The 12,318-nt window shown below is 71.8% G+C and carries 12 protein-coding genes; 5 read left to right on the top strand and 7 right to left on the bottom strand.

Annotated elements, in window-relative coordinates; all coding sequences use genetic code 11:
• The first annotated feature begins 45 nt into the window (after window positions 1–45).
• The 5 genes from ACFWN1_RS10960 (at window position 46) to ACFWN1_RS10980 (ending at window position 3,855) form a co-directional block, all read left to right on the top strand.
• Window positions 46–1,008: an ABC transporter ATP-binding protein gene (locus ACFWN1_RS10960; protein ID WP_384359859.1), complete on the top strand. Its 963-nt coding sequence runs from the start codon at window positions 46–48 to the stop codon at window positions 1,006–1,008.
• Entirely contained in the window at window positions 998–1,915 is a 918-nt protein-coding gene (locus ACFWN1_RS10965) for an ABC transporter permease subunit (protein WP_384359837.1), read from the top strand. Before ACFWN1_RS10960 ends, ACFWN1_RS10965 begins: the two co-directional genes overlap by 11 nt.
• Window positions 1,912–2,823, top strand: coding sequence for an ABC transporter ATP-binding protein (locus ACFWN1_RS10970; RefSeq protein ID WP_384359839.1), 912 nt, complete (start codon window positions 1,912–1,914; stop codon window positions 2,821–2,823). The genes ACFWN1_RS10965 and ACFWN1_RS10970 overlap by 4 nt, the downstream gene beginning before the upstream one ends.
• A 10-nt stretch (window positions 2,824–2,833) precedes the next feature.
• The gene (locus ACFWN1_RS10975; RefSeq protein ID WP_384359841.1) at window positions 2,834–3,553 is read left to right on the top strand and encodes an ABC transporter permease subunit; all 720 of its coding nucleotides are present in this window, start codon (window positions 2,834–2,836) and stop codon (window positions 3,551–3,553) included.
• A 74-nt stretch (window positions 3,554–3,627) separates the two neighbouring features.
• Window positions 3,628–3,855 carry a hypothetical protein gene (locus tag ACFWN1_RS10980; RefSeq protein WP_384359843.1) on the top strand — a complete coding sequence of 76 codons (228 nt, stop codon included), beginning with the start codon at window positions 3,628–3,630 and terminating at the stop codon, window positions 3,853–3,855.
• A gap of 284 nt (window positions 3,856–4,139) precedes the next feature.
• On the opposite strand, the gene ACFWN1_RS10985 is transcribed toward ACFWN1_RS10980, so the two are convergent.
• The 7 genes from ACFWN1_RS10985 to ACFWN1_RS11015 form a co-directional block, all read right to left on the bottom strand.
• Entirely contained in the window at window positions 4,140–4,943 is an 804-nt protein-coding gene (locus tag ACFWN1_RS10985; RefSeq protein WP_384359845.1) for an HAD family hydrolase, read from the bottom strand.
• A complete protein-coding gene (gene serS, locus ACFWN1_RS10990) occupies window positions 4,940–6,217 on the bottom strand; it encodes a serine--tRNA ligase (protein ID WP_384359847.1) in 1,278 nt (425 codons plus the stop codon). The genes ACFWN1_RS10985 and serS overlap by 4 nt, the downstream gene beginning before the upstream one ends.
• Before the next feature lie 435 nt (window positions 6,218–6,652).
• On the bottom strand, window positions 6,653–7,585 hold the full coding sequence (gene pheA / locus ACFWN1_RS10995) for a prephenate dehydratase (protein WP_384359849.1): 933 nt from the start codon (window positions 7,583–7,585) through the stop codon (window positions 6,653–6,655).
• Between the two features lie 111 nt (window positions 7,586–7,696).
• Window positions 7,697–8,953: an iron uptake transporter deferrochelatase/peroxidase subunit gene (gene efeB / locus ACFWN1_RS11000; protein WP_384359851.1), complete on the bottom strand. Its 1,257-nt coding sequence runs from the start codon at window positions 8,951–8,953 to the stop codon at window positions 7,697–7,699.
• A gap of 8 nt (window positions 8,954–8,961) precedes the next feature.
• Window positions 8,962–11,022, bottom strand: a complete 2,061-nt coding sequence (locus ACFWN1_RS11005; RefSeq protein WP_384359853.1) for a copper resistance CopC/CopD family protein — start codon at window positions 11,020–11,022, stop codon at window positions 8,962–8,964.
• Window positions 11,023–11,035: 13 nt separating this feature from the next.
• Complete coding sequence (locus ACFWN1_RS11010; protein ID WP_384359855.1) at window positions 11,036–11,488, bottom strand: copper chaperone PCu(A)C; 453 nt, start codon at window positions 11,486–11,488, stop codon at window positions 11,036–11,038.
• The gene (locus ACFWN1_RS11015; RefSeq protein ID WP_384359857.1) at window positions 11,485–12,147 is read right to left on the bottom strand and encodes an SCO family protein; all 663 of its coding nucleotides are present in this window, start codon (window positions 12,145–12,147) and stop codon (window positions 11,485–11,487) included. The genes ACFWN1_RS11010 and ACFWN1_RS11015 overlap by 4 nt, the downstream gene beginning before the upstream one ends.
• Window positions 12,148–12,318: the final 171 nt, after the last annotated feature.

Below are 12,318 nucleotides of genomic sequence, written 5' to 3' on the forward strand. Positions count from 1 at the left end.
CTGACGACCCGGGCGCCCCACGTCACTAACGTCGGGGACGTGACTGTGATCGTGACCGAGAGCCTGAGCAAGCGGTTCCCACGGGTGACCGCGCTCGACCGGCTGTCCGTGGACATCGGACCCGGTGTGACGGGACTCGTCGGTGCCAACGGCGCCGGCAAGTCCACCCTGATCAAGATCCTGCTGGGTCTGTCCCCCGCCACCGAGGGCCGTGCCGCCGTGCTCGGCCTGGACGTGGCCACCGAAGGCGCCGCCATCCGCGAGCAGGTCGGCTACATGCCGGAGCACGACTGCCTGCCGCCCGACGTCTCGGCCACCGAGTTCGTCGTGCACATGGCGCGCATGTCCGGCCTGCCGCCCGCCGCCGCCCGCGAGCGCACCGCCGACACCCTGCGCCACGTCGGGCTGTACGAGGAGCGCTACCGCCCCATCGGCGGCTACTCGACCGGCATGAAACAGCGGGTCAAGCTGGCCCAGGCACTGGTGCACGACCCCCGGCTGGTCTTCCTGGACGAGCCGACCAACGGCCTTGACCCGGTCGGCCGGGACGAGATGCTCGGCCTGATCCGGCGGGTCCACACCGACTTCGGCATCTCGGTCCTGGTCACCTCCCACCTGCTGGGCGAACTGGAGCGCACCTGCGACCACGTGGTGGTCGTCGACGGCGGCAAGCTGCTGCGGTCCAGCTCCACCACCGACTTCACCCAGAACACCACGACGCTGGCCGTCGAGGTCACCGACAGCGACACCCACCCCGACGGCACCCGCGCCCTGCGGGAGGCGCTGCACGCGCGCGGGATCGACACCCACGACGACGGCGGCGGACTGCCCGGCGCCGGCCACATCCTGCTGCTCACCGCCGAGGGCGACGAGACGTACGACCTGGTGCGCGACACCGTCGCCGGGCTCGGCCTCGGCCTGGTCCGGATGGAACAGCGCCGCCACCACATCTCCGAAGTGTTCACCCGTGACGAGCAGCGGAAGGAGGCAGTCGGCCATGGCGGTTGACCAGCCCGTCCCCACGGCACCCGCGCCCCCGGGCGCCCAGTCCCGCATCCACGACATCGGCTACCGGGGCTACGACGGCCCCCGGCTCGGCCGCGCCTACGCCCGCCTCTCGCTGTACTCGCAGTCCCTGCGCGGCGCCTACGGCCTCGGCCGGTCGGCCAAGTCCAAGGTGCTGCCGATGCTGCTGTTCGCGGTGATCTGCGTGCCGGCCGCCATCATGGTCGCCGTCGCGGTGACCACCAAAGCGCACGAACTGCCGGTCCCCTACAGCCGGTACGCGATCATCATGCAGGCCGTGATCAGCCTGTTCGTCGCCTCCCAGGCACCGCAGTCCGTCTCCCGCGACCTGCGCTTCAAGACGGTGCCGCTGTACTTCTCGCGGCCCATCGAGACCGCCGACTACGTGCTCGCCAAGTTCGCGGCGCTCGCCTCGGCCCTGTTCATCCTCACCGGCGGCCCGCTGGTCGTGCTCTACGTGGGCGCGCTGCTCGCCAAGATGGGTGTGGCCCGCCAGAGCGAGCAGTTCGGCCAGGGGCTGGTCTCGGTGATCCTGCTCTCCCTGCTGTTCGCCGGGATCGGCCTGGTCATCGCCGCCATCACCCCGCGCCGCGGCTTCGGCATCGCCGCCGTCATCGCCGTCATGACCATCTCCTACGGCGCCGTCTCCACCCTCCAGGCCATCGCCGACTCCCAGGGCAACAGCGGCGCGACGCCGTGGATCGGCCTGTTCTCCCCGGTCACCCTGATCGACGGCGTCCAGTCCGCGCTGCTCGGCGGCACCTCGTCGTTCCCCAGCGGCGTCGGCCCGACGACCGGCCAGGGCTTCGTCTACCTGATCGTCGTCCTCGGCCTGATCGCCGCGTGCTACGGCCTGCTGCTGCGCCGCTACAAGAAGGTGGGCCTGTGACAACGCTCCAGATCGACCACGTCTCCCGCTGGTTCGGCAACGTGGTCGCCGTCAACGACATCACCATGACCATCGGCCCCGGTGTCACCGGCCTCCTCGGCCCCAACGGTGCCGGCAAGTCCACCCTCATCAACATGATGGGCGGCTTCCTCGCCCCCTCCACCGGCACCGTCACCCTCGACGGACAGCAGGTGTGGCGCAACGAGTCGGTGTACAAGCACATCGGCATCGTCCCCGAGCGGGAGGCGATGTACGACTTCCTCACCGGCCAGGAGTTCGTCCTCGCCAACGCCGAGCTGCACGGCCTCGGCGCCGAGGCCGCCCAGCGCGCGCTCGCCACCGTCGAGATGGAGCACGCCCAGGACCGGAAGATCTCCACCTACTCCAAGGGCATGCGCCAGCGCGTGAAGATGGCGTCCGCGCTCGTCCACGACCCCTCGCTGCTGCTGCTCGACGAGCCCTTCAACGGCATGGACCCGCGCCAGCGGCTGCAGCTGATGGAGCTGCTGCGCACCATGGGCGACGAGGGGCGCACCGTGCTGTTCTCCTCGCACATCCTGGAGGAGGTCGAGCAGCTCGCCCGGCACATCGAGGTCGTCGTCGCCGGACGGCACGCGGCCAGCGGCGACTTCCGCAAGATCCGCCGCCTGATGACCGACCGCCCCCACCGTTACGTGGTCCGTTCCAGCGACGACCGCGCCCTCGCGGCCGCCCTGATCGCCGACCCGTCGACCGCGGGCATCGAGGTCGACGCAGTCGAGGGCGGGCTGATCGTCCAGGCCGTCGACTTCGGCCGCTTCACCACGCTGCTGCCCAAGGTCGCCAGTGACCACGGCATCCGGCTCCTCACGGTCTCGCCCTCGGACGAGTCCCTGGAGTCCGTCTTCTCGTATCTCGTCGCGGCGTAGGAGGCCGAAGATGTACGACCCCACAGTCGCCCGGCTCACCTACCGGGCCCTGCTCGGCCGCCGCCGGGCCCTCGTGCTCGGCGCGCTGCCCCTGCTGCTCATCGTGATCTCGGTGGCGGTACGCCTGCTGACCGGCGCCGACGACCAGGTCGCCGCCGACGTGCTCGGCGGGTTCGCGCTCGCCACCATGGTGCCGATCATCGGCGTCATCGCGGGCACGGGCGCGATCGGCCCGGAGATCGACGACGGCTCCGTGGTCTATCTGCTGTCCAAGCCGCTGAAGCGGCCGACGATCATCTTCACCAAGCTGATCGTCGCCGTCGCGGTGACCATGGTGTTCTCCGCGCTGCCCACCCTGATCGCGGGCCTGATCCTCAACGGCAACGGCCAGCAGGTCGCCGTCGCCTACACGGTCGCCGCGCTCGTCGCCTCCATCGCCTACTCCGCGATGTTCCTGCTGCTCGGCACGGTCTCGCGGCACGCGGTGGTCTTCGGGCTCGTCTACGCCCTGGTCTGGGAGGCCCTGTTCGGCTCCCTGGTCTCCGGCGCCCGCACCCTGAGCGTCCAGCAGTGGTCCCTCGCGGTCGCGCACAAGATGGTCGGCACCGACCTGATCACCTCCGACGTCGGCCTCCCGACGGCCACCGCCCTGCTGATCGTGGTCACCGTGGCGGCCACCTGGTACGCGGGCCAGCGGCTGCGGGCGCTGACCCTGGCGGGCGAGGAGTAGGAGACGCCCTGACGGGGACCTCATCCCCGTCCGGGCACACTGACGAAAGCGGGACGCGCGGCGAGGAGGACGCCATGGCACGGGAACAGCCGACGGGGGAGACGGTGCCAGATCCCTGGGAGGGCGCTGAACTGGACGAGGACTTCGTCCGGGCCGCCGAGACCTCCGAGCCGTCCGCCCGTGCCCGGATGCTCGCCGCCCGCTGGCGGGCCGAGCGCCCCGAACCCCAGCCGTGGCGGGCCGACGCACCGCCCGCGGGCTGGTTCTTCAGCCGCTCGCGCCGGCGCAGGCGCAAGGGTTAATTCGCTGGCGCCGGGCCTTTGGGCTGGGGCACAGTGGGGGAGCTGACGCCGGGTCCCGAAGCCCGGCGCGCCCCCCGTACCGGGAGAGGAGCCGGCCGTCGCCAGGCCGGCTTCCGTCAGGACGGTCCCGGGCGGGCTCCGGGGCCATTACCCGCCGTCGAGCCCGCTCCCGCACAGGGACCGTCCGGGGCGGCCGCTTCGAGCACGCGATGTCGCTCACGCGTGGGCCGCCCACCCGGAGAACCGGCCGTGAGGCAGGGCAGGGTTCCGCCGTGCCCTGCCTCTCAGCCGAGCAGTCGCTCCAGCACCAGCGCGATGCCGTCCTCCTCGTTGGACGCGGTCACCTCGTCGGCCACGGCCTTCAGCGCCTCGTGGGCGTTGCCCATGGCCACGCCGTGCGCGGCCCAGGCGAACATCGGCAGGTCGTTCGGCATGTCGCCGAAGGCGATCGTGTCGGCCGCCCTCAGCTTCAGCCGCCGGGCCGCCAGCGAAAGCCCCGTGGCCTTGGTCAGCCCGAGCGGCAGCAGCTCCACGATGCCCTCGCCCGCCATGACGACGGTGACGAAACCGCCCGCCGCGCGCGAGGCCGCGTCCGCCAACTCGTCCGTGGACAGCGTCGGATGCTGGATGTAGATCTTGTTCAGCGGGGCTTCCCACAGGTCGGCCGCGTCCGTGAAGGCTTTGGCCGGCAGCCGGCCGAGGACCGCGTAACCGGGGCCCACCATGACCTCGCCGTCCAGCCCGTCCCGGCTCGCCGCCAGGTACAGCGGGCCCACCTCGGCCTCGATCTTGGCCAGAGCCACGCTCGCCAGCTGCCGGTCCAGGGTCACCGAGGTCAGCAGCCGGTGCTGTCCGGCGTCGTAGACCTGGGCGCCCTGGCCGCAGACGGCGAGGCCCTGGTAGCCGAGGTCCTCCAGGATGGGCCGGGTCCACGGGACCGCGCGGCCGGTGACGACGATGTGCGCCGCGCCCGCCGCCGCGGCGGCGGCGAGTGCCGCACGGGTGCGCGGTGAGATGGCCTCGTCGCCGCTCAGCAGTGTGCCGTCCAGATCGGTCGCGATCAGGCCGTAGGGGAAGACGTTGCTCACTTGGCGACCGGCTCCAGGACTTCCCGCCCGCCCAGGTAGGGACGCAGAACCTCGGGGACACGGACCGAGCCGTCGGGCTGCTGGTGGTTCTCCAGGATCGCCACGATGGTGCGCGGTACGGCGCACAGCGTGCCGTTGAGCGTGGCCAGCGGGCGGACCTGCTTGCCGTCGCGCATCCGGATCTGGAGCCGGCGGGACTGGTACTCGGTGCAGTCGGAGGTGGACGTCAGCTCGCGGTACTTGCCCTGGGTCGGGACCCACGCCTCGCAGTCGAACTTGCGGGCGGCGGAGGAGCCCAGGTCACCGGTGGCCACGTCGATCACGCGGAACGGCAGTTCCAGCGAGGTCAGCCACTGCTTCTCCCACTCCAGCAGACGCTGGTGCTCGGCCTCGGAGTCCTCAGGGGCGACGTAGGAGAACATCTCCACCTTGTCGAACTGGTGGACCCGGAAGATGCCCCGGGTGTCCTTGCCGTGCGAACCGGCCTCGCGGCGGAAGCAGGGAGAGAAGCCGGCATAGCGCAGCGGCAGCCGGTCGGCGTCGATGATCTCGTCCATGTGGTACGCGGCGAGCGCCACCTCGGAGGTGCCGACCAGGTAGAGGTCGTCCTTGTCCAGGTGGTACACGTCCTGCGCGGCCTGGCCGAGGAAGCCGGTGCCCGCCATGGACTGGGGGCGGACCAGCGCCGGGGTCAGCATCGGGGTGAAGCCGGCCGCGGTGGCCTGTGCGATGGCCGCGTTGACCAGGGCCAGCTCCAGCAGGGCGCCGACGCCGGTGAGGAAGTAGAAGCGGGAGCCGGAGACCTTGGCGCCGCGCTCGGTGTCGATCGCGCCGAGGATGTGGCCGAGTTCCAGGTGGTCCTTGGGCGCGAAGCCCTCGGCGTCGAAGTCGCGGATCTCGCCGTGCGTCTCCAGGGTGACGAAGTCCTCCTCGCCACCGACCGGCACGGCGGGGTGGACGAGGTTGCCGAGCCCGAGCAGCAGGCGCTGGGTCTCCGCGTCGGCCTCGTCGCGCTCGGCGTCGGCCGCCTTCACGTCGGCCTTGAGCTGCTCGGCACGGCTGAGCAGCTCGGCCCGCTCCTCGGGGGTGGCCTTGGGGATCAGCTTGCCGAGCTGCTTCTGCTCGGCGCGCAGCTCGTCGAAACGGACACCCGATGACCTGCGCCGCTCGTCGGCGGACAGGAGGGAGTCGACGAGCGCGACGTCCTCTCCACGAGCACGCTGGGAGGCGCGCGCACGGTCAGGGTCCTCACGAAGCAGGCGAAGGTCAATCACAGGCCCAAGGCTACCGGTGCGCGCGGACGGGCCGGGACCCATATGCCCCGGGCGGCCCGGCAGGGCCGGACTCCCTTGCGTCGGCGGGTACTTGGCGGGGCTGTCGGACCCGTCGTCGTCCACAGAGATCCACACCCCGGGGCAAGTTATCCACAGGCTGTGTGAAGTGACTGTGGATTTCGGAATTGATCATTCCGAATGCCCTGTCATTCCGAAGAATGCACGGTTCAAACTCCCCGCGTAGCCACTTTCGGGTGGAAAGGGGTGGTCCCAAAAGCTGAATCGATGGAAACAGGTGGACGAAGAGTGAACCGGGATGGGCCGAACGCCCCTATGGGCAGAAGGGTGATTTGTCGACCGGACGGCCCTTGTTGTCGACTTGTCCCCAGGTCGAGAAGCGTACCTGTGGATAACTTCTGTGGATAACGGAGCGGGCTAGAAGCGGCCGTCCTGGCAGCGGGTCACCCAGTCGGAGGCTGCCAGGAACTCCTGGTCCGATGTACCTGGAAGCATCGGCCGTGCCCCGCCCGGCGCGATGTCGGCGCGCGGATAGGAACCCAGGAATCGCACCTGGAGACAGATCCGCTTCAGCCCCGTCAGCGCCTCCGCCATCCGCCGGTCGGAGATGTGCCCCTCGGCGTCCACGCAGAAGCAGTAGTTGCCGATGCCCTGGCCGGTCGGGCGGGACTGGAGCAGCATCAGGTTGATGCCCCGGGTGGCGAACTCGCCCAGCAGATCACGCAGGGCGCCGGGGTGGTCGTCCCGCTGCCACAACACCACCGAGGTCTTGTCGGCGCCGGTCGGCGCGGCGGGCCGGGCGGGCCTGCCCACCAGCACGAAGCGGGTCTGCGCGTTCTCCGCGTCGTGGATACCGGTCTCCAGCGGGACCAGGCCGTACCGCGCCGCCGCGAACTCGCCCGCGAAGGCGGCGTCGTACCGGCCCTCCTGGACCAGCCGGGCGCCGTCCGCGTTCGAGGCGGCGGACTCCCACAGGGCGTCCGGGAGATGGGCGCGCAGCCAGTTGCGGACCTGCGGCTGGGCGGCGGGATGCGCGGTGACCGTCTTGATGTCGGTGACCTTCGTACCTGGCCTGACCAGCAGCGCGAAGGTGATCGAAAGCAGCACCTCGCGGTAGATGGTGAGCGGTTCGCCGGCGACCAGCTCGTCCAGGGTGGTGGTGATCCCGCCCTCTACCGAGTTCTCGATCGGCACGAACGCGGCCTCCGCCTCGCCGGTGCGCACCGCGTCCAGCGCGGACTGCACCGAGACGTACGGGATCAGCTGGCGGGTGGCGGCCTCCGGGAGAGTGCGGAGGGCGACTTCGGTGAAAGTGCCTTCGGGACCGAGGTACGCGTAGCTCGCTGGCATGTCCTCACCCTAATGGCCCTGCGGCGACCCGTCCCGACCGTCTCATCACAGCCACTCTTCCGGGTGGTTTCAACCCCGGATGCCTGCGAAGAGGGTGCCCGCGGTGCGTAGTCAGGTCTCCAGCAGCCGCTGCCCCACGTACTCACCCCGCGCCGCGCCGCCCGGCACTGCGAAGAGCCCGCTGGCCTCGTGCCGCAGATACCGCGAGAGCGCGTCGCCCCGGTCGAGCTTGCGCTGCACCGGCACGAAGCCGCGCAGCGGGTCGGCCTGCCAGCAGATGAACAGCAGCCCGGCGTCGGGGGTGCCGTCCGGGTCGAAGCCGTCGTGGAAGGAGAACGGGCGGCGCAGCATCGCCGCCCCGCCGTTCTGGTCGGGCCGGGTGATCCGGGCGTGCGCGTTGAGCGGGACGACGTACTCGCCCCCGGCGTCCGCCTTCTCCAGGTCCATCGCGGTGGTCTCGTCGCCGCCGGACAGCGGGCCGCCGTCCGACTTGCGGCGGCCGATCACCGCCTCCTGCGCCGGGCGCGCCAGCTTCTCCCAGTCGTCCAGGAGCATCCGGACGCGGCGGACCACGGCGTAGGAGCCGTTCGCCATCCAGGCGGGCTCGCCCGAGGCGGGTACGAAGATCCGCCGGTCGAAGTCGGGCTCGGTGGGCTTGGGGTTGCGGGTGCCGTCGATCTGACCCATCAGGTTGCGCGTGGTCATGGGCTGGGCGGTGGTGCCCGGGGAGCGGTTGAAGCCCTTCATCTGCCAGCGGACGCGGGCCGTGTCGCCCGCCTCCTTCTGGAGCGTGCGCAGGGCGTGGAAGGCGACCAGCGCGTCATTGGCGCCTGTCTGTACCCAGAGGTCGCCTTCGCCGCGCTTCTTGTCCAGACGGTCGGCGGAGAAGTCGGGCAGCGGGTCCAGCGCGGCCGGCCGCTGCTTCTCCAGCCCGGTGCGGGCGAAGAAGCTGTGCCCGAAGCCGAAGGTGACCGTCAGCGAGGAGGGGCCGGCGTCGCGGGCCACGTCGGTGTCGTCGTGCGGCGCCGGCTCGCCCGCCATCAGCCGCTCGGTCGCCGCCGACCAGCGGCGCAGCAGGGCCGCCGCCTCCCTGCGGCCCGCGCCCGGCTTCAGATCGAAGGCTACGAGAAGGCCGTGGGCCTGGAGCGGGTCGGTGATACCGGGCTGATGTTTCCCGTGAAACATCGCGCGGTCCGAGCCGATCGAGGTGAGCGGCGTGGCCGGGGCGGGCGCGGCGGCATACCCCAGCGCGCCGCCCGCCGCGCCGAGTACAAGGCCGGTGGCCCCGGCGGTGCCGAGCAGGGTGCGCCGGGAGACACCCGGGTGCTGCTCGGGTGTGCGGTTCTGGGGGACGGACGGGTCGGGCATGGTGCGGTTCAGCCGATCTGCGCGTTCTTGGAGACGGTCACCTGGTCGATGTCGGAGGTCCGTACGGTGACGGCGACCTCCCAGTCGCCCGCGAGGGGGACCTGGACACCGCTCGCCGCCCAGTGGCCGGTGGTGATGTGTTCCGGGGCCACGGGGAGCGGCCCGATCTTCTTCGCCTTCAGGGTGAGGGCGACCTTCACCTCGGGGACGTCGTAGGGGCGGCCGTCGGGCCGCTGGACGTAGACGTGCATCTCGTTGGCGCCGACACGGGCGGGGTCGAGGTCGAACCGGACCAGGCCCTTCTCGCCGCCGGTGTCGAAGGGTATGTCGAGGGTGAGAGCGCCGGAGGTGTCGGCCGGAGAGCTGGCGGCAGGTGCGGTGGCCGCCCTGGCCTCCTGCTCGGTGCGGCCCGGCTCGGTCTGGGTGAGCGCGGTGGTCACGGCGAGCAGCACCACGGCGACACCCGCCTCCGCGAGCACCGACCGGCGCAGCCCGGAGCGATTCGGGTCGGCGTCGCGCAGCCGCTTGCGCCGCGCGGTGTCGATCGCGTCCCGCTGCCGGGTGAGCTGGGCGGCCCGAGCCGCGTCGGCCGGCGCCGCGGTTTCCGCGGGAGCCTCCGCCTCAGAAGCCCCGGCGGTGGCAGCCGTGGCCGGCACGGGCGCTTCGTCCCGCGTCCCGGGTCGCTCGGTGCCCGTCGGCTCGGGGGCCGGTGTGGAAGCCGCGCCCTTCTCCACATGCTCCCCGCCACCCGCGCCGGCAGTGACGGCCGGCACGGCGGCGGGGGTTGCCGCCACCGCCCCCTCTTCCTGCTGCGGCTCCGCCAGCCGCCCCGTCCACCGCCGGGAGATCCACGCCAGCCCCACCATGACGGCGACGAGGCCCAGCTTGACCAGCAGCAACTGCCCGTAGCGGGTGTCGGTGAAGGCGGACCAGGAGCCCAGCTGGCGCCAGGACTGGTACACGCCGGTGGCGACCAGCGCGAGGACGGAGCCGAAGGCGAGCCGGGAGAAGCGGTGGACGGCGTCGGCCCCGAGCGGGGTGCCGGCGGGCGCCCGGTACAGGGCGACGAGCAGTGCGGTCAGCCCGCCGAACCATCCGGCGACGGCGAGCAGGTGGACGATGTCGACGGGCATGGCTATGCCCGGCTGCAGCCCGGTGGACGCGTGCTCGGCCAGCGCCCAGCTCGCCGCGAGCCCGGCCGCCACGACGATCCCGCCGATGGCGAGCCCGAAGCCGAGATCACGCCGCTCGGCCGCCACACCCTCGTCGGCGCCCCCTTCCTCTTCTTCCCGCCGCGCGTACGCCCCGAAGAGCACCGCCACGAACAGCGCGGCGGCGGCGAGCAGCAGCAGCCGGGATACCAGCGCGGCGCCGGTCTTGGTCTGGAGCACCTGGCCGAGCAGATCGAGGTCGAAGACGTCCCCGAGCTTGCCGGACGAGGTGTACGAGCCCCGGAGCAGCAGCAGCCCCAGCGTGGCCGCGGTGAGCGTCAGCCAGCCCCCGACCACCAGCCGCTGCAGCGCCCGTACCCCCGCGCCCTGCCGCCAGCAGGCCAGTACGAAGGCGGCGCCGCCGGTCAGCACGATGAAGCCCGCGTAGGAGAGGTACCGGCCCAGCGAGTACAGCCCGCCCACGACCCCGCCGCCCGCGCCCCCGGTGCCGGTGACGACGGTGGCCGAGGGGGCGCCGATGGAGAAGGTGTAGGCCCCGGCGACGGGATGGCTGTCGGCGGAGACGACCTGGTAGGCGACCGTGTAGGTGCCGTCCGCGAGCCCCGCGTGCAGCCGGACCGCGTACGTGGTGCCGCTGACGTTCGCCGGCTTGCCCGACTGGACCGGCTTGCCCTTGGGGTCGAGGACGCGCAGGGCGCCGTCGCCCATCGCCACCTGCTCGGAGAAGGTGACCGATATCTGCGTGGGCGCCCGGTCGACCACCACCCCCTGCGCGGGGTCGCTGCCGGTCAGCGCGGCGTGCGCGGAGGCGGGCGAGGCGCCCGCGAACAGCGCGCCTGCGACGGCGAGGAGCAGCAGTACCAGGGTGCGCAGCCGGGGGGTGATGGTCCGCGTCAAGGTGATCCCTCCCTCAGTGTCCGGTCGACGGGTTGTACGTGGCGGACCGCACCGGCATCTCGACGGTGAGCGGACCGGACCGGGCGAAACCCAGTTTCAGCGTGACGGTCTGGCCCTGGTGCGGTTTCTGCCGGAGCTGCTCGAACATCAGGTGGTTGCCGCCGCTCCGGAAGACGAGCCGGCCGTGCGCGGGCACCGCGAACGAGGTCCGCTCGGCCATGGTTCCGCCGCTGGTGCTGTGCATGGTCACCTTGCCGATGTCGCTGCTGACCGAGGTCAGCTCGTCCTGCTCGCCGCCCTCGTTGGTGACGGTGAGGAAGCCGGCGGCCATGTCGGCGGCGACCGGCTGGGGCATGTAGGTGGCGCTCACGGACAGGTCGGGCTCGCCGGACCCCTGGCCGGAGCCGCAGCCCGCGAGGGCCAGGGCGGCGGCGAGGGCGGTGACGGGCAGCACGGCCCGCCTCACGGCTTCGCTCCCCGTACGAGCTTGGGCAGGTCCTTGGTCCAGTCGTCGACGGTGGCGTCCTCGCCGTAGAGGACGTAGCCGCCGTTCGTCTTGGGGGAGAAGGCGATGACCTGGGTGCCGTGGACGGAGACGGTCTTGCCGTTCTTGTCCTTGGCTGTCGGCTCCACGGAGATGCCGAGCGAGCGGGCGCTCGCCTGGATGGTGGCGAAGTCGCCGGTCAGGCCGGTGAAGCGCGGGTCGATGCTCTTGAGCCAGGTGCCCAGCTCGGTGGGAGTGTCGCGGCCGGGGTCGGTGGTGACGAAGACGACGCGCAGGTCGTCCTGCTCGGCCTTGGGCAGCGCCTTCGTGGCGACGGCGATGTTGCTCATCGTCGTGGGGCACACGTCGGGGCAGTGGGTGTAGCCGAAGTAGACGAGCGTCGGGTGGCCCTCGGTCGCGGCCCGCAGGTCGTACTTCTTGCCGCGGGTGTCGGTGAGGACCAGGTCGGGCTTGGCGAAGGGCTGGTCGAGGACGGTGGCCGCCCGGTCGGAGCCGGACTCCTCGGAGAGCACGGAGACGGGCGACACGGAGTCGTCACCGCTGCCGCACGCGAACAGGGTGAAGGCGGCGGCGGTCAGCAGCGCCGCCGCGGCCAGGGTCTTCTTGCGCGGAGAAAGCATGGAGAGATGTCCCAGGGGGGTCGAGAACTCCCGTGTGCGCCGGGGCCGTACCGGGCGGGCACGGCCCCGACGCACACGGATCAGCGGAAGGTCAGGCGGTGCGGCGGCGGCCCGCGAGGACGCCGTAGGCCACGCCCGCGACGCCGATCACGATGCCGACGATGCCCAGCA

The sequence above is a fragment of the Streptomyces sp. NPDC058459 genome (genome assembly GCF_042721685.1).
Lineage (GTDB): Bacteria > Actinomycetota > Actinomycetes > Streptomycetales > Streptomycetaceae > Streptomyces.